Annotated in this window: 21 protein-coding genes; all 21 read left to right on the top strand. The window is 35.6% G+C overall.

Annotation, left to right across the window (positions count from 1 at the left end; genetic code table 11):
* Nucleotides 1-8 precede the first annotated feature (8 nt).
* The 21 genes from cobU (at nt 9) to mnmM (ending at nt 16,536) form a co-directional block, all read left to right on the top strand.
* Nucleotides 9-587, top strand: coding sequence for a bifunctional adenosylcobinamide kinase/adenosylcobinamide-phosphate guanylyltransferase (gene cobU / locus NE668_RS02440; protein WP_004695782.1), 579 nt, complete (start codon nt 9-11; stop codon nt 585-587).
* Nucleotides 580-2,097: a cobyric acid synthase gene (locus NE668_RS02435; RefSeq protein WP_004697395.1), complete on the top strand. Its 1,518-nt coding sequence runs from the start codon at nt 580-582 to the stop codon at nt 2,095-2,097. Before cobU ends, NE668_RS02435 begins: the two co-directional genes overlap by 8 nt.
* A 12-nt stretch (nt 2,098-2,109) precedes the next feature.
* Nucleotides 2,110-3,102 carry an adenosylcobinamide-phosphate synthase CbiB gene (cbiB, locus tag NE668_RS02430; RefSeq protein ID WP_004695785.1) on the top strand — a complete coding sequence of 331 codons (993 nt, stop codon included), beginning with the start codon at nt 2,110-2,112 and terminating at the stop codon, nt 3,100-3,102.
* Nucleotides 3,102-3,995, top strand: a complete 894-nt coding sequence (gene cobS, locus NE668_RS02425; RefSeq protein ID WP_195394796.1) for an adenosylcobinamide-GDP ribazoletransferase — start codon at nt 3,102-3,104, stop codon at nt 3,993-3,995. Before cbiB ends, cobS begins: the two co-directional genes overlap by 1 nt.
* Nucleotides 3,996-4,068: 73 nt before the next feature.
* Complete coding sequence (locus tag NE668_RS02420) at nt 4,069-4,953, top strand: GHMP family kinase ATP-binding protein (RefSeq protein ID WP_008713891.1); 885 nt, start codon at nt 4,069-4,071, stop codon at nt 4,951-4,953.
* A 24-nt stretch (nt 4,954-4,977) separates the two neighbouring features.
* Nucleotides 4,978-6,108, top strand: a complete 1,131-nt coding sequence (locus NE668_RS02415) for a pyridoxal phosphate-dependent aminotransferase (RefSeq protein WP_008713893.1) — start codon at nt 4,978-4,980, stop codon at nt 6,106-6,108.
* Between the two features lie 7 nt (nt 6,109-6,115).
* Entirely contained in the window at nt 6,116-6,754 is a 639-nt protein-coding gene (cobC, locus tag NE668_RS02410) for an alpha-ribazole phosphatase (protein WP_004697091.1), read from the top strand.
* Nucleotides 6,754-7,452 carry a pseudouridine synthase gene (locus NE668_RS02405; protein WP_008713895.1) on the top strand — a complete coding sequence of 233 codons (699 nt, stop codon included), beginning with the start codon at nt 6,754-6,756 and terminating at the stop codon, nt 7,450-7,452. Before cobC ends, NE668_RS02405 begins: the two co-directional genes overlap by 1 nt.
* A 70-nt stretch (nt 7,453-7,522) precedes the next feature.
* A complete protein-coding gene (locus NE668_RS02400; protein ID WP_008713897.1) occupies nt 7,523-8,596 on the top strand; it encodes a M24 family metallopeptidase in 1,074 nt (357 codons plus the stop codon).
* Nucleotides 8,597-8,611: 15 nt separating this feature from the next.
* Nucleotides 8,612-9,169, top strand: coding sequence for an elongation factor P (efp, locus tag NE668_RS02395; protein ID WP_004695799.1), 558 nt, complete (start codon nt 8,612-8,614; stop codon nt 9,167-9,169).
* A gap of 135 nt (nt 9,170-9,304) precedes the next feature.
* Nucleotides 9,305-9,685: an Asp23/Gls24 family envelope stress response protein gene (locus tag NE668_RS02390; RefSeq protein WP_004695801.1), complete on the top strand. Its 381-nt coding sequence runs from the start codon at nt 9,305-9,307 to the stop codon at nt 9,683-9,685.
* Nucleotides 9,686-9,696: 11 nt separating this feature from the next.
* Nucleotides 9,697-10,092: an Asp23/Gls24 family envelope stress response protein gene (locus NE668_RS02385; protein ID WP_004695803.1), complete on the top strand. Its 396-nt coding sequence runs from the start codon at nt 9,697-9,699 to the stop codon at nt 10,090-10,092.
* A complete protein-coding gene (gene nusB, locus NE668_RS02380) occupies nt 10,082-10,486 on the top strand; it encodes a transcription antitermination factor NusB (RefSeq protein WP_004695805.1) in 405 nt (134 codons plus the stop codon). Before NE668_RS02385 ends, nusB begins: the two co-directional genes overlap by 11 nt.
* A complete protein-coding gene (locus NE668_RS02375; protein ID WP_227036953.1) occupies nt 10,486-11,439 on the top strand; it encodes a Kae1-like domain-containing protein in 954 nt (317 codons plus the stop codon). Before nusB ends, NE668_RS02375 begins: the two co-directional genes overlap by 1 nt.
* Before the next feature lie 2 nt (nt 11,440-11,441).
* Nucleotides 11,442-12,665: an exodeoxyribonuclease VII large subunit gene (gene xseA, locus NE668_RS02370; protein ID WP_227036954.1), complete on the top strand. Its 1,224-nt coding sequence runs from the start codon at nt 11,442-11,444 to the stop codon at nt 12,663-12,665.
* Complete coding sequence (xseB, locus tag NE668_RS02365) at nt 12,640-12,846, top strand: exodeoxyribonuclease VII small subunit (protein WP_119562956.1); 207 nt, start codon at nt 12,640-12,642, stop codon at nt 12,844-12,846. Before xseA ends, xseB begins: the two co-directional genes overlap by 26 nt.
* 9 nt (nt 12,847-12,855) lie before the next feature.
* Nucleotides 12,856-13,734 carry a polyprenyl synthetase family protein gene (locus NE668_RS02360; protein ID WP_105086510.1) on the top strand — a complete coding sequence of 293 codons (879 nt, stop codon included), beginning with the start codon at nt 12,856-12,858 and terminating at the stop codon, nt 13,732-13,734.
* A gap of 28 nt (nt 13,735-13,762) precedes the next feature.
* Nucleotides 13,763-14,242, top strand: coding sequence for a divergent PAP2 family protein (locus NE668_RS02355; protein ID WP_227036955.1), 480 nt, complete (start codon nt 13,763-13,765; stop codon nt 14,240-14,242).
* The gene (locus NE668_RS02350) at nt 14,239-15,042 is read left to right on the top strand and encodes a TlyA family RNA methyltransferase (protein WP_105086508.1); all 804 of its coding nucleotides are present in this window, start codon (nt 14,239-14,241) and stop codon (nt 15,040-15,042) included. The genes NE668_RS02355 and NE668_RS02350 overlap by 4 nt, the downstream gene beginning before the upstream one ends.
* 9 nt (nt 15,043-15,051) lie before the next feature.
* Nucleotides 15,052-15,936 (top strand): NAD(+)/NADH kinase, encoded by an 885-nt coding sequence (locus NE668_RS02345; RefSeq protein ID WP_119562958.1) that lies wholly within the window; start codon nt 15,052-15,054, stop codon nt 15,934-15,936.
* Between the two features lie 24 nt (nt 15,937-15,960).
* Nucleotides 15,961-16,536 (top strand): tRNA 5-(aminomethyl)-2-thiouridylate-methyltransferase MnmM, encoded by a 576-nt coding sequence (mnmM, locus tag NE668_RS02340; RefSeq protein ID WP_004695822.1) that lies wholly within the window; start codon nt 15,961-15,963, stop codon nt 16,534-16,536.
* Nucleotides 16,537-16,635 lie beyond the last annotated feature (99 nt).

The following is a 16,635-nucleotide window of genomic DNA, read 5'->3' as shown; positions in this document are numbered from 1 at the left end:
GGTGCATTATGAAATCACAAATTATATTGTGTTCCGGTGGGGCACGCAGTGGAAAAAGTGAATTTGCTGAACGTTTAGCATTGGCTACAAAGGGGCCAAAAGCTTATGTAGCTACGGGCCAAGCTTTTGATGAGGAAATGGTGGATCGCATCAAAAAACATCAAGAGCGACGAGGAAAAATATGGAATAATTTTGAAGTACCTTTACATTTAGCTGATGAATGGGAAAATATCAGTCAATCAGCAGATGTAATTCTTATAGATTGTTTAACCATGTTCACTACCAATCACATGATGGCTTATGGCTCCATTCGTGGTCAAGAAGATGCTAATAGATTAGAACAGACAATACTTTCAGAATTAGACACTTTATTAGACTCGATACAATCATGTGAAGGTAAAACAGTTATATTTGTGACCAATGAAATTGGGTTAGGTATTGTGCCGGATAATAAACTGGCTAGATATTTTAGAGATATTGCTGGTCGTGTGAATCGAGCAGTAGCTTCTGTTGCAGATAAACTCTATTTAACAATTAGTGGTGTTACCATTGAATTGAAATCACAGGAGGTTCATATAAATGGCTAAGAAAATCATGTTTCAAGGAACGAGTTCTAATGTAGGTAAAAGTATTCTTTGTACTGCATTATGCCGTATTTTTTATAGAAAAGGTTTTAAGACCGTTCCTTTTAAAGCACAAAATATGGCCCTCAATTCTTATGTGACAAAATGGGGCGATGAAATTGGCCGTGCTCAAGTCGCTCAAGCCGAAGCCGCTGGTATTGATCCAATTGTTCAAATGAATCCTGTGTTATTAAAACCTACAGGAAATCAATCGTCTCAAGTTGTATTGATGGGGAAACCTGTTGGCGTATATAGTGCCAAAGAATATCATACAAAATATTCACTAACCGCTTTAGATAAGGTTAAAGAATCTATTGATTTCTTAGACTCAAATTTTGATATGATGGTTATCGAAGGTGCCGGTAGTCCTGCAGAAGTTAACTTAAAAGCAAATGATATTGTAAATATGCGTATTGCCAAGATGACTCAAGCTCCAGTTTTTCTCATTGCAGATATTGACCGAGGTGGTGCTATTGCGTCCATTGTTGGTACCTTAGAATTATTAGAACCAGAAGAACGCGATCTTATTAAAGGTATCGTTATCAATAAATTCCGTGGTGATATCAAACTATTAGAACCAGCTCTTACATTTATTGAAGAAAAAACAGGTAAAAAAGTGGTAGGTGTTATTCCTGCCATTGAGAACCTCGATATTGATGAAGAAGATTCTGTTGCATTAGAGAACAAACGCAATAGTGGTACTAAAGATATTCAGGTCGTAGTTATGCAAACACCTAAAATCTCTAATTTTACAGACTTTGATGCACTTAATTATGAGCCAGATGTATCTGTCCGTTTTGTAGGCCCTGGAGATGTTATCGGTACGCCAGATTTAATTATATTACCTGGTTCTAAAAATACATTGGCTGACTTAACATATTTACGTGATACAGGCTTTGCTGATGAAATCAAAAAATTGGCTGCTCAAGGTACACCTGTTATCGGTGTTTGTGGCGGTAACCAAATGTTAGGTAAAACTATTTATGATCCGCATCATATGGAAGGTGATATCGAGGAAATTGAAGGACTTGGCCTTGTTGAATCCTCCACGACTATGAAGGCTCAAAAAACTACCCATCAAGTACAATTCAATGTATCTAATTTACAGTTTTTAAATGGTACTTTCAGGGGTGAAAAATTAGTAGGCTATGAAATTCATATGGGGGATACTACGCCACTAGCAGATTCGGTGTCTCGTTGCTTTACAATTACAAGTCGCAGTGAAGAGGCTGTCAATGTTATTGATGGTTTTATTGATGGTAATCATCAAGTAATGGGTACATATATTCACGGTGTATTTGATAATGACGAGTTTAGACGTTTTATTATCAATCAATTACGTGAACGCAAGGGATTACAACCATTAGATGTAGTATTCCATTATTTTGACCATAAAAATGCGGCATATAATCGCTTAGCTGATATTGTGGAGGAACATCTAGATATGGATTATATTATGTCTACCTTGGGATAGTAGAGGCGATATATGGAACATTTAGCAATTTTTCACTGGTTTTCAAAGTATAACTTTGTGTGCATACCAGTTTTAGCATTTTTATTGGATTTAATTATTGGAGATCCCAATAGTAAATATCATCCAGTGGCCATTATTGGACGTATAATATCTTTTTTTGAAGCCGTTCTTTATAAAGACACTGATAATGATACGAAGAAATTGTGGTACGGTGGTATTGCAGTAGGTTTAATTCTTATATCGGTATATATCATAGTATCTTTATTGTTATGGCTAGGTGGAGTAGTAGACGAATGGGTATACTATGCTTTCGAAGTAGTGATCCTCTACATTGCCATTTCTCCACGTTCATTGGCTGGCGCAGGTTTTACCATTAGTCAGTTAATAAAACAAGGTAATATTGTAGATGCTCGCAAACGTTTATCATGGATTGTGGGACGAGATACGGAAGACTTAGATGAAAGCGAAATCACTCGGGCTACAGTAGAAACGATTGCGGAAAATACGGTAGATGGTATTATTGCACCTTTTTTCTTTTTTATTATCGGTGGCCCTATGGGGGCTATTCTTTATAGAACTGCTAATACTATGGATTCTATGTTAGGCTATAAGAATCAAAAGTACTTGTACTTTGGTCGCGTAGCTGCACGCTTTGATGACATATTAAATTGGATTCCTGCCCGAATTACCTTTGTATTATTTGTAATTTCTGCATTCTTTTTACGCTTTGATGCTAAAAAGGCAATAGAAATCGGTTTACGTGATGCAAAAAAACATCCTAGTCCTAATGGGGGGTATGCAGAAGCACCTGTGGCAGGGGCCTTACATATCCGTTTAGGTGGTTACAATCAGTATTTCAAAAAAATGACCTTCCGTGAATATATGGGCGATCCTATTGAAAAGCTAAACCGTAACCATATTACTCGAACAATTTATATGATGTATGTTACGACTATACTAATGGTTATCATTAGTACAGTCATTACCTATGGGATGAATGTATAATGACACCTTTTTTTATAGCACTACAATTTTTAACGCGTTTAAAAATTGTAAATCAAACTGAATGGTCTGTAGAGGACTTTGGTAAATCTGTTGTAGCCTTTCCTTATGTGGGCCTTATTATTGGTCTCATATTAGCTATATTATATGGCGTATTATCGCCATTTATTCCGATTATGCCATTGATGTTAATTATCGTTGTGGCTGAGTTTTTAATAACTGGTGGCCTTCATGCTGATGGTTTGATGGATACAAGCGATGGTTTGTTTTCCGGCCGTGAAAGAGAACGTAAACTAGAAATCATGAAAGATAGTCGTATAGGCTCCTTTGGAGTTGTTGCTTTTGTATTTGTTACACTTTTGAAATGGCAATTATTAGCTTCGATTCCATCGGCTGAATTTATACCTATGGCACTCATTATGATGCCTTTAATGAGCCGTTGGTCTATGGTTTTTAGTATTCGATCCTATCCATATGCTAGAGAACAGGGGATGGGGGCAGCATTTGCTAATTTAGCACCTAAACATGTTATTACTTATAACACCATATCTACGTTCTTTATGCCTATTCTATTACTATTAATCGGTTTAGTATTATATACACTTTTATATGGTGCTTATGCAATTTTTTCAGCACCTGATGTAGGGTATTTAGTAGGATTAGGTGTGTTAGTATATGCTACTATAGGTATTTTCCAAATCAATATTGTTAGCATGATTATTACGTATATTATTAACCGATTATTAAACCGCTATATTGTAAAAGCGTTAGGTGGCACTACTGGTGATACATATGGATTTGTTGTGGAAGTAACTGAAGTATTATTGATATTGGTATATAGCATAATTGTATCTATACTATCAGCTACGGTAGTTAATAATCCAACTATGTTCTAACTCTAAATTTTTGATTTTCAAAGTTTTAATATTTTTAGAACGTATACTTTATTTGATGTGAAAGGAGTTTAATGTGACCTATTATGTAAGAGCCCCAGGTACATGTGGGGAATTTCTACAAGGTTCTATTGATGGTCAGTCATTTTTAGTGACATGTCCAATTAATCGATACTCCTATGCATTGAGTAATGTAATACAACCTTTTTCTAAAGAATTTTGTGCACTTCAACCAAAGTCTGCACAAGCTCGTAAATTAGTACAAGAGTTGGTCCAACAAAAAAATAAAAATCAAATTTGCCCGCCTGTGTATGTAAGATCTGATATTCTGCAAGGAAAAGGCATGGCTTCAAGTTCGGCAGATATTTCTGTAACAGCTATGGCTACAGCTTTGGCCATGGACTATGATTTATCATTAAAAGAACTTGAGCAAATTTGTCTATCTGTAGAGCCTACAGATGCCTCTTTTTATCAAGGTGTAACTCAGTTTGATTATATTAAAGGGACTATCTCTAAGCCATTAGGTATGTGCCCACCTTTAAAAATCCTCGTTTTTGACGAAGGCGGTAGCATTGATACAGTTAGCTTTAATAAACAAGCAGATTTACAAAATAAAATTTTAGAAAAAGAATCTATTATACAAGAATCCTTTGATTTGTTTAAACAGGGGCTTACAACGCATGATATAAAGCTTATTGGCCAAGCTGCTACATTGAGTGCCTTTGGCAATCAGCGTATTTTATATAAACCTAATTTATATGACTTTCACGATGTAGGTAATTCTTATAATAGTGTAGGAACAATCATCGCTCATAGCGGAACCATTATGGGACTATTATTCCCCGTTGATTATGGTCGTATTAATGATTGTAAGAATGAGATTTTGCGTAAGTTGCCACAATTATCCTATGTAGATACGGTTGAAACTACGAATGAAGGATTAACTTATATCAAACGATAAAGTATTTCATAGAAAGAGAATAGTATGTCTAAAATACATGGGGGCAATATCTTTCAGTTTGCCCATGAACAACGAATTGAACCATATGAGGTTATTGACTTTAGTGCTAATATCAATCCACTAGGCCCTAGCCAACGTGGCTTATCTGCATTAGAACCTCAATTGCGATATATATCACATTATCCGGATGCTACAAATGATGATATATTAAATGCCATTGCTGATATCTATGGTATGAATAAAAATCAAATTGTAGTTGGCAATGGAGCGGCAGAGCTATTATATGCAATTTGTCGGTTACCTGGCTATACGGGCGCTTTTGTTCCCGCACCAGGTTTTTCTGAATATAAAGCTGCTTTAGAAGCAAGTAGAATTCCAGTACGCGATATTTATTATAGACCACGGGAAGATGAACATGGAAAACCTTATTTTGAGGTTCCTTATTTAGCATTAGAAACTTTTGCAGCCGAGTTAAAAGGGCAAGATGGTCGTATTATTGTATTTCTAGGTAATCCCAATAATCCAGATGGTACGTTACTTGATAAGAACCATATTCGTACTATTGCAAGCATGCTGAAAGATGCTAATAGTTTACTTGTTATAGATGAGTCCTTTATCGATTTTGTTGGTAACGACACATTACAAGATAATGAATACTCCATGCGCTCCCTAGTTAACGAGTTTGATAATATTATCGTGGTTCATTCTTTTACAAAATTCTATGCCGTGCCAGGGCTACGAATTGGTGCTGCTTTCAGCAATCCTCTTATCATTGAGCAACTAAATAGTTTTATTCCAACTTGGTCTGTTAACACATTAGCTCAATCCTATACAGAGGCGGCTTTGAATGATGTAGAGTATGTGAAACGAACAAAACAAGTATTACATGAAGAGCAACTTTTTATGTATAACTCATTAGATACTATAAATGGTATTACTGTATATCCGCCTTCAGCTAATTTTATATTGTTCCACATTGAACAAGAAGGAATAACAGCAGAGTCGATTAATGAAGCGCTTAAAAAATATAATATGATTGTTCGCAACTGTGATTCTTATATGGGATTAAATAATCAATGGGTTCGCGTTGCAATAAAAGATCATGATACTAATGTTAAGTTAGTAGAAAAATTAACAGATATTTTGAAAGTATAGGAAGACTATGAAAACATTGTATATTGTGCGCCATGGTGAAACTGATTGGAACAAAATGGGAAAATACCAAGGCATCACAGATGTTCCACTTAATGAAAATGGTTTAAATCAAGCAAAGGCATGTGGTCAGGCTCTTAAAGATGTTAAATTTGATCGCATATTATCTAGTGATTTGAGTCGTGCTTTAGTTACAGCTGAAGTCATTCGCGGTGAACGTACTACTCCTATTACAGTAGATAAACGCTTACGAGAACTTAATTTTGGTGATTGGGAAGCTATGTTATTTTCAGATATCGAAGATCGTTGGCCTGGTTTGATAGATGAAATGTATTTGCGACCACATCTAGTTAAGGTTCCTAATGGTGAAAGCTTTAAGAATTTACAAGACCGTGCATGGGCAGGTCTAGAGGAATTCATCAATGTTAATAATGAGGAGGAAACACTTCTCATTGCTTGTCATGGTGGAACTATACGAACATTATTGTGTAAATTATTAGATATTTCCATTAGTCATTGTTGGAATTTTAGTCAAGGTAATACAGCAATAAATCGTATATTCTATAATGGCATGGGAGAATTTGATCATAATATTTTAAACTTGCTCAATGATACAGCACACGTAGATGTATTACAAGGTCATGCATAATGCGACTAGATAAATTATTAGCCAATAAAGCTTATGGTAGTCGAAAAGAAGTCCATCAAATCATAAAAGATAGAAGGGTTACCATCAATGGTAGTATAACAACGAAAAAAGATACTCATATTGATATTGATGTTGATATAGTTGCTGTTGATGGTAAGATTGTTAGTACTACTCAACTATATTATGTAAAATTTCATAAGCCAAAGGGCTATGTTACCGCCGTAGAAGATTCTAGTCACCCTGTTGTTATGGATTTACTCCCTCCAGAATTCATAAAAATGGGAGTAGTTCCAGTAGGCAGATTAGATAAGGATACAGAAGGACTTTTACTATTAACTAATGATGGTGTGTGGGGACATTCTATCATCAATGGTAATAAACATGTGCCTAAGGTTTATTACGTAGAATTTGAAGGAACGCTATCTGATGAAGGTATACAACGTATTAAAGAGGGAATTCTTCTTGGAGATGGTACGCAATGTAAACCGGCAGAAATTGAATTTGTATCGTTACATTCAGTACATGTAACAATTGAAGAAGGTAAGTATCATCAAGTTAAGCGCATGATTGGTGCTGCAGGTGGTACTGTAACATATTTGAAACGTCTTACGATTGGTCATATTGATTTAAGTGGCATTGAAGAGGTTGGTTCTGCAATGGAATTGACCGTTGAACAGATAGAGGGCTTTAAAAAATAGCATAAAATTCTATTCAATATAGGTATTTTATGGTAAGATTAATTGTACTTTATAGACTAGGAGCAAGATTATGAATGGATTAAATCTGCTACAACAGTATATTAAAGAGCAAGAATTAACAGGCGTCATTTTAATAAGCCCTATAAATCTACATTATTTTGCAGGCTTTACTGGTACTACAGGCTTTGCTATCATTACTCAAGATAAAGCCTTTATGATTACTGATTTCAGATATACTGAACAAGCAACAAAACAATGTGAAGGGTACACAGTTATTCAATATGAAACAACTGTTATGGATACTCTTGTAGATATATTCAATGAACATCATATTCACGAAGGTTTATTCGGTATAGAAGGCAAACAAATGCCTGTGGATACGTATGAAACTTTATGTGATACATTAGATGAACGCTTTAATTTTACATCTATCAATTTTGCAAAACTACGTGCGGTTAAGCGTGAAGACGAATTAGACTTATTGCGTAAAGCCGCTAAAATTGGTGATGATGCTTTTGCTGCCTTGCTACCACAACTAAAGGTAGAGATGACAGAAAACGAAGCGCGCATTATATTAGAATCAGAAATGTTAAAACGTGGATCAGAGGAACCTTCCTTTGCAACCATTGTTGCTTCTGGTAATCGTTCTAGTATGCCTCATGGTGTAGCCAGTGATAAGGTCATTGAAGCAGGTGATTTTGTTACCTTTGACTTTGGTGCAGTATATAAGGGTTATCATTCTGATATGACTAGAACTATTGTAATGGGGCCTGCCTCTGAATTACAAAAGAAGCTGTATGGTATAGTTTTAGAAGCACAAAAACGTGGCGTAGCTGCAGTTCGGGCTGGTATTACTGGTAAAGAACTTGATGCAGTTTGTCGTGATTATATTAAAGAACATGGATATACCAAGGAATTTAATCATGGTACTGGGCATGGCGTAGGTCTTGAGATTCACGAAGAACCAGTAGCCAATACTAAATCCGATACGGTATTTACAGAAAATATGATCATTACGGTAGAACCTGGCATTTATATAACAGGTACTATCGGATTGAGAATAGAGGATAGTGTCATCGTCAAATCTGACGGCTATGAGGTGTTGACACATAGTCCAAAAGAGTTAATTGAAATAGGTATTTAGAAGGAGAAGAGTTAGATGATTTCCAGTAATGATTTTCGTCCAGGTGTAACCGTTGAAATTGACGGTAATGTATGGCAAGTAGTTGATTTTCAACACGTTAAACCAGGTAAAGGTGCTGCATTCGTACGTACTAAAATGAAAAACTTGCAAACTGGTTCTGTAGTTGAGCGTACATTTAATGCAGGTGAAAAAGTGCCTAAAGCACATGTTGATCGTCGTCGTATGCAATACTTATATGAATCTGATGGCTCTTATACATTCATGGATAACGAAACTTATGATCAAGTTGAACTTACCCTTGAACAATTAGGTGATGCTAAAAACTTCCTTCTTGAAAATATGGAAGTATCCATCATGTTCTTCCAAGGTATCGTAATCGGTATCGATTTACCTGTAGCTGTTGAACTTCGCGTAGTTGAAACAGATCCTGGTATCCGTGGCGATACTGCAACTGGTGGTAATAAACCAGCCGTATTAGAAACAGGCTACACTGTAAAAGTACCTCTCTTCATTGAAGTAGATGATGTACTTCGTATTGATACTCGTACAGGACAATACATCGAACGTGCCTAATACTCATTGATATGTATTGGGGCAAGATCTTTTCAAGGAATCTTATTCCCCATATATCGTAACATTTGCACTGTAAGCACTTGTCGTCTATGTAATTATATATAGGGACAGGTGCTTTTTTTGAAAGAGGCCAGTATGACCAAGAAAAATACTGAACTAGAGTCGGGTAAGATTAAGATTAATGATGATGTATATGCTACAATTGTAACAATGACAGCGCTTGACACAAAGGGAATTCATCATATGAGTTCCACCTTTAATGATGGCGTTAACACTTTTTTTAGACGTAAATCCGATCATGAAGGTGTTAAGATATCCTTTAACGATGAAGGAGCAATATCAGTTACGCTATATGTGTGCATTCAGTATGGATATCGTATTCCTGATGTTGTTTTACGTCTACAAGAGCGCATTAAAACTGCTTTAGTCTCTTATACAGAAATTGAGGTTCAAACTATTGATGTAGTTGTACAAGACATTATTTTTGATGATTTAGTAACACCTCAACAGCCATAGGAGGTATCTCTATGAGTTCAGATAATCAATTAAATTATGGTTTAGACACGGATACCATTGATATTGCAGATTCTGTCATCATTGATGTAGCAACAAAAACTTTAGGAACCATTCCTGGTATTCATTCTTTAAGCCCACGCTTTTACGATGAGTTGGTAGAGGGTATTACCCATGCTTTTGGTCAGCGTAGCTTACCTGGTATCAATGTAAAGCATCGTAAAGGTTTTATTGAAATTAACATTTATATTAAAGCATTGTATGGATATAATCTCATTGAATTATCGAAACAATTGCAATTAGAAATCAAACAAACCTTAAAAAATATGCTAGATCTTGATCATATTAAGGTTGATGTGCATATTGAAGGTATTGTAAAAGAAAAGGAGCCAGTTTTACATGGTAACTAAGCGAAATCGGCGAGAGGCTCGTCAATACGCATTCCAAATGTTATATGCCAATGAATTTCATACTAATCAAAATGATGTTCAATTTCCCGAAGGAAACATTCATAAAGCAATGGATAAGGCATATGCAAATAGTATTATAGAGGGTGTACTATCAAATGTTGAAGCAATTGATGCTACATTACAGCCATTCTGTAAATCTCGTAAAGTAGCAAATTTAGATAAGGTGGATCGTTCTATCTTACGTATTGCTGTTTGGGAAATGACCAATAAAGTGGAACCTTTAGAGCCATCTATTGCTATTAATGAAGCCATTCAATTAGCTAAAGAGTTTGGCTCTGATGCATCTTATAAATTAATTAATGCAATCTTAGACGCATATAATAAGAGTAAATAATGAAACGATATTACTTAGGCATTGATACGAGTTGTTACACTACAAGTTGTGCCATTGTAGATAGCGACTTTCACATAGTAGGGGAAACACGTAAAATCTTAGAGGTAAAACTGGGTGAGCGAGGACTACAACAATCAAATATGGTCTTTCAGCATACAAAGGTATTGCCTAAGTTAATGTCAGAGTTGCCTCAGGTACCAATTAGCGGTATAGGTGTTAGTGGCTTTCCGCGCCGTGAAGAACGATCTTATATGCCTGCCTTTATGGTTGGGTTAGGACAGGGGCAAACCTTGAGTCATCTTATGAATGTGCCTTTACATATTTTTGCACATCAAGAGAATCATATATTAGCAGCTTTGAGGGATTTAAAAAATATTCCTAATGAGCCATTTTTGGCATTACATCTATCAGGTGGCACGACAGAACTAGTATATTGCCATTATCAAGGAAACGGTATTTTTGAATCTCACATCGTTGGTGGTTCTAAAGATTTACAAGGGGGGCAATATGTTGATCGCATAGGTGTCGCGTTGGGTTTACCATTTCCTGCAGGTAAACATTTAGAGGCATTAGCATTACAAACTACAGAATATGAACCATTGCCATCATCTGTAAAAAACGGATGGATTAGCTTTGCCGGTCCTTGTAGTGCTGCTATGCGGCGTATAAATAACGCTATGAGTGATATAGATAAATCTAAGTTAGCTAGAGCTGTTTTTACTTCCATTGGAAATGCTCTAGAAAAAATGATTACTTATCATACTAAAGAGAAATCTGTTCGTGTACTCATTGCTGTAGGTGGTGTGATGAGCAATAGTTTACTTCGTAAGCGGATGGAAACCTATTGTAAACGAAATCATTTCCAATTACATGTAGCACAGCCACAATTCTCTGTTGATAATGCCACAGGTAATGCTTTTGGTGCTGCTTATTTACAAAAATCTAGAGGATAATCGTGAATGTATTAACCATTACACAATTAAACAATCTCATAAAACGTACCTTAGATCGTGAATATCTATTAAAGAATGTATATGTAAGTGGTACCATTATTAATGCAAAACGTCATAGTAGTGGTCACATGTATTTTTCTTTAAAAGATGAGGAATCTGCTATTGATGTGACAATGTGGTCTAGTACAGTCATGCAAAAGGGACTAGCTAATGCCATTCAAAATGGTTTATTAGTAACTGTAAAAGCATCTGTTAACTTTTACAATAAAATGGGCCGTTTAAATCTCATTGCATCAGATATGCAAATAGGTGCTAAAAGTCCGTTGCAGCTTGAATTTGATGCTTTAAAACGAGAGTTAACTGCTTTGGGGTACTTTGATGATAGCCATAAAGTAGGTTTACCCTATATGGCGAGTTGCATTGGTATTGTTACATCCCAATCTGGTGCTGTATTACATGATATTCTACATGTTAGTAAACAACGCAATCCACTAGTTCAATTTAAATTGTTTTCCGTTCCTGTACAAGGTAGTACCGCAGGCCCAATTATAGCAAAAGGAATTGCTACGGCAGATGCTGATCCAGATATTGATGTTATCATCGTTGGTCGTGGCGGTGGATCTATGGAGGACTTGTGGTGTTTCAATGATAGAGTTGTTGTAGAGGCAATTTATAATGCTCATACACCGATTATTTCGGCGGTAGGTCATGAAACAGATTACACCTTATGTGATTATGTAGCTGATGTACGTGGTGCTACGCCTAGCCATGCTGCAGAAATGGCAGTACTTCCAATTACTACATTACAAGATCAGCTGATAGAAAAAGAAGAGTATTTACACGAATATATACGCTATACACTACAACAAAAACGTACAGATTTAACATTGCTCTTTAATCGAAAACTTGGCATTCCAGCTCTGCAATTTTTACATAAGCAAAAATCACACTTACAAGAGCTTTCACAAACTCTAACTAATGCAACTAAAGAACGATGTAATGCAGAGAGACATAACTTAGCATTATTGGCACAACAGTTAGAGTCACTAAATCCATTACAAATGATGATTAAAGGTTTTGCAAAGGTTGAGCATGATAACAAACCTATTACATCGGTTGCCCAATTACAACCAAATGACGATATACGAGTTACACTAGCTGATGGTTATATTACTGCTACGGTAAAGGAGGCGCACAAGGATGGCCACATCACTAAAAAGTTATGAGAAAAAATATAAGGCCTTAGAAGATATTGTTAAGCAATTAGATGATGGGGATATGACCATTTCTGAGCTTTTATCACAATATAAAAAGGGCTTAACTTTGGTAAAAGAATGTGCTGAAATGCTCGATTCTGTTGAAGATGAAGTACAACAAATTATCGAAGAAGTCCGCATCAGCGAATAAGGAGATTCTATGTTCAAAGATTATTTAGCATCTAGCAAACAAAATATTGAACAATGGTTAGGCGAAGTACTTAATAGCCCAAATCAAGAATTTGAACAACTTTATGAATCTATGAATTACAGTTTAATGCAAGGTGGCAAACGAATACGACCTATTTTAACTAAGGCTGTGTTGGAAATGCTTCATAAAGAGCCAGCTGATTATAAGGAATTTCTATGTGCTATGGAGTGTATCCATACGTATTCATTAGTTCATGATGATTTACCAGCTATGGATAATGATGATTATCGCAGAGGTAATTTGACCAATCACAAAGTATACGGTGAGGGACTTGCTATTTTAGCCGGTGATGGGTTATTAACATATGCCTTTCAATTGATGACTTCAAATACAGTTGCTAGTGCACAGCAAAAACTAGATGCTATACAATGTGTTGCTACTGCTGCTGGTCCAGAAGGTATGGTTGGGGGACAAGCCTTTGATTTGCTCAGTGAAGATAAACATATTCCTTTAGAAGAATTAAAGGTTTTACATACTGGTAAAACAGGTGCACTATTTAACGCTTCTGTAGAATTAGGTCTTATTCTTGGAAGTGCTAATAATACTACGCGAACAGCCCTTATGGAATATTCTAATTGCCTGGGATTATTATTCCAAATTACTGATGATATTTTAGATGTAACCGGTACTATTGAAGAATTAGGGAAAACACCCGGTAGTGATATTCGCCAACATAAATCTACCTATGTATCTTTACTAGGTTTAGAGCAAGCAAAACATCAATCCTACTTAGTAGGTAGCCAAGCTCATGATGCGTTAAATTTGGTTTCTTATGATACAACTATACTATCAGCATTAATTGATTATCTTTTAGAACGTACGAATTAATGGGTATTACCTGTAGAAGGTATAAACAATGATTGATATATTACCACAAATAGCACATAATTATATCGCACAAGCTGCATTTTGGGGCTGGTTTACGGCTCAAACTATCAAATTTGTATGGCAACTCTTAAAACATGGTAAATTCCGTCCAGAACGCCTTGTTGGATCTGGTGGTTTTCCAAGTTCACATACATCATTTGTAATTGCTACAACAACAGCGATTTACCTTAAAAATGGTGTAACGGATCTATTTATATTATCCTTAGTATTTTCAATTATTGTTATGTATGATGCGTCTGGTGTACGATTAGAGGCAGGACGACAAGCTCAAATACTTAATCAAATTGTAGATTATTTTACAAAAAAAAATATACCTGTTGTCATTACACGTAAAGAAGCATTAAAAGAGTTGTTGGGACATACACCTATCGAAGTATTTGGTGGTTTAATTCTCGGTATTCTCGTGGCCTTTATTCAGTTTTATTGTATTTATCATGGTGTAATATGAACAATAAAGAACGATTAGATATACTCCTCGTTAATCGAGGCCTTTTTGAAAGTAGAGAAAAAGCAAAAGCAGCTATTATGGCGGGCCTTATATTTATGGATACTACGCGCATAGATAAAGCAGGCACCAAGATTCCTGCGGATGCTAATATTATTGTAAAAGGCAATACCCTACCTTATGTAAGCCGTGGAGGACTTAAATTAGAAAAGGCTATTCAAACTTACCCTATCGATTTACATGGGGCTGTGATGATTGATATAGGAGCTAGTACAGGTGGTTTTTCAGATTGCGCATTACAAAACGGTGCGTCTAAGGTTTTTGCCATCGATGTAGGATATAATCAATTAGCTTGGAAATTACGCCAAGATTCACGTGTAATTAATATGGAGAAACAAAATATCCGTACTGTTACTGCTGAACAAATAGGTGAACTTGTTGATTTTATTTCTATTGATGTAGCATTTATTTCTTTAGACAAAGTTTTACCAGTAGCTACTAATTTATTAAAAGATACGGGCTCACTTGTGGCCTTAATAAAACCACAATTTGAGGCTGGTAAAGAAAATGTTGGTAAGGGCGGTATAGTGCGAGATAGTGAAATCCATAAAGAAGTTTTACATCGTATTTTACACGTTGCGTATGATTGTGGATTGTATACACATGGCTTAACTTTCTCACCAATTAAAGGTATGGAAGGTAATATAGAGTTTTTAGGTTATTTTAAAAAGTACGAAGAAGGGGCCTTAACCATTGATGATACTTTGATTGATACAGTGGTTGCAGAAGCCCATTCATTATAGGAGATTACTATGCGTATCGGATTCTTTCCCAATATGGGGAAAAGCAATATTATGGCAGTTCTAAAAATGGCTGCACATATTTGTAAAGATGAAGGTATCGAAGTATTTTTGCCAGATGATCTCGAATCAGATGCACCTGCACGAGTACTTAAGATTCCTGAAACTCATATTTTAAGTCGCCCAGAAATCTTTAAACAAATCGATATTGCCTTTAGTTTTGGTGGTGATGGTACCATCATCCATCTTGCAAGACAAATTTATCCATATAATGTACCTGTTTGTGGTATTAATCTTGGCGAACTAGGTTTTTTAAATCAAATTGAAATTCATCAAATGCAAAGTCATATTAAACGTATTGCTAATGGTGATTATAATATTGAAAAGCGTGGACATTTATATGCTTATATAGAACGTCATGAGGGTAAAGAGGAAGAACTTGTTCCTATCATTAACGAAATTGTTATCACTCGTGCTGAGCCTGCTAAAATGGCTCGAATTAATATGTCCATAAATAATCAACACACGCAAATGTATCCATCGGATGGTTTAATTATTTCCTCTGCTACAGGTTCTACCGGCTATAATCTATCGGCTGGTGGTCCAATCATGAAACCAGATAATCGATCTATCATTGTCACCCCAGTAGCACCACATTTAATTCAAGGTGTAAGCCTTGTTTTAGAGGAACATGATACGATTCAAATTACAATGCCGGAAAGAGAACCACAATTACATATTTGTATTGATGGTACATTTGACTATACTTTTACAAATAAAGAAACCTTACATATAAGCTCTAACCCTGTATATTGTTTATTTGTACGATACAAGGATCAATGTTTCTTTGGTACACTATTTAAAAAGTTAGCATCTCGTCGAGATGAATTGTTATAACCAAATCTCAAGTGGGGTGGTTTTGTGATTAACATTAACAATGCTGTTCAATTCCAACATTTAATCTGGGATAGATGTATGGAAAATGCCAAAGTGGTAGTAGATGCTACATGTGGTAATGGCCATGATCTTTTATACCTTTCTAAACGGGCACAAAAGGCATGCCATCTATATGGAATTGATATTCAAATGAAAGCTATTAAAACTAGCAAGGAGCTTTTACAATCAAATGATATTGCGCCAGAAGTGAGTTTAACGTTTATTCATGACTCTCATGATTTGGCAGTAGCTCATCAATTAAAGGATGAAGTTATTGATTTAATGATTTTTAATCTAGGATATTTACCTGGAGGAGATCACCAAGTTGTAACAAAACCGCATCAAACCATTGATGCCATAAATGAAGGTTTACACAAACTTTCCAAGTCTGGAGTTATTACAATAGTTGCTTACCCTGGAACAACAGAGGGATTTGAAGAAATGCAGTCTCTTAAATCGTATTTATCAGATTTAGATCAGAAAATATATAATGTATGCCATTGGCATCCGATGAACCAAATACATAATCCACCTGAGTTATTTATATTGCAAAAACGATAAAACGAAATATATCTTTATTCATTATGAATAAAACTCATACTCAGTTAGTAAACCCCCCTTTATAGGGGATTTTAATTATACATGTATATTTTTCTATTT

Origin of the sequence: Veillonella parvula (genome assembly GCF_024461875.1) — a bacterium.
In the GTDB taxonomy this organism is placed as follows: Bacteria; Bacillota; Negativicutes; order Veillonellales; family Veillonellaceae; genus Veillonella; species Veillonella parvula_I.
The sequence above is the reverse complement of the archived record's forward strand: the minus strand, read 5'-3'. Positions and strand labels throughout refer to the sequence as shown.

Coding starts and splice junctions, on each gene's coding strand:
- NE668_RS02435 (WP_004697395.1), top strand. CDS start 580: ATGGCTAAGAAAATCATGTTTCAAGGAACGAGTTCTAATGTAGGTAAA.
- cobS (WP_195394796.1), top strand. CDS start 3,102: ATGACACCTTTTTTTATAGCACTACAATTTTTAACGCGTTTAAAAATT.
- cobU (WP_004695782.1), top strand. CDS start 9: ATGAAATCACAAATTATATTGTGTTCCGGTGGGGCACGCAGTGGAAAA.
- NE668_RS02360 (WP_105086510.1), top strand. CDS start 12,856: ATGTTCAAAGATTATTTAGCATCTAGCAAACAAAATATTGAACAATGG.
- nusB (WP_004695805.1), top strand. CDS start 10,082: ATGGTAACTAAGCGAAATCGGCGAGAGGCTCGTCAATACGCATTCCAA.
- NE668_RS02345 (WP_119562958.1), top strand. CDS start 15,052: ATGCGTATCGGATTCTTTCCCAATATGGGGAAAAGCAATATTATGGCA.
- NE668_RS02400 (WP_008713897.1), top strand. CDS start 7,523: ATGAATGGATTAAATCTGCTACAACAGTATATTAAAGAGCAAGAATTA.
- xseB (WP_119562956.1), top strand. CDS start 12,640: ATGGCCACATCACTAAAAAGTTATGAGAAAAAATATAAGGCCTTAGAA.
- NE668_RS02405 (WP_008713895.1), top strand. CDS start 6,754: ATGCGACTAGATAAATTATTAGCCAATAAAGCTTATGGTAGTCGAAAA.
- NE668_RS02375 (WP_227036953.1), top strand. CDS start 10,486: ATGAAACGATATTACTTAGGCATTGATACGAGTTGTTACACTACAAGT.
- cobC (WP_004697091.1), top strand. CDS start 6,116: ATGAAAACATTGTATATTGTGCGCCATGGTGAAACTGATTGGAACAAA.
- efp (WP_004695799.1), top strand. CDS start 8,612: ATGATTTCCAGTAATGATTTTCGTCCAGGTGTAACCGTTGAAATTGAC.
- NE668_RS02415 (WP_008713893.1), top strand. CDS start 4,978: ATGTCTAAAATACATGGGGGCAATATCTTTCAGTTTGCCCATGAACAA.
- NE668_RS02390 (WP_004695801.1), top strand. CDS start 9,305: ATGACCAAGAAAAATACTGAACTAGAGTCGGGTAAGATTAAGATTAAT.
- cbiB (WP_004695785.1), top strand. CDS start 2,110: ATGGAACATTTAGCAATTTTTCACTGGTTTTCAAAGTATAACTTTGTG.
- NE668_RS02350 (WP_105086508.1), top strand. CDS start 14,239: ATGAACAATAAAGAACGATTAGATATACTCCTCGTTAATCGAGGCCTT.
- NE668_RS02385 (WP_004695803.1), top strand. CDS start 9,697: ATGAGTTCAGATAATCAATTAAATTATGGTTTAGACACGGATACCATT.
- NE668_RS02355 (WP_227036955.1), top strand. CDS start 13,763: ATGATTGATATATTACCACAAATAGCACATAATTATATCGCACAAGCT.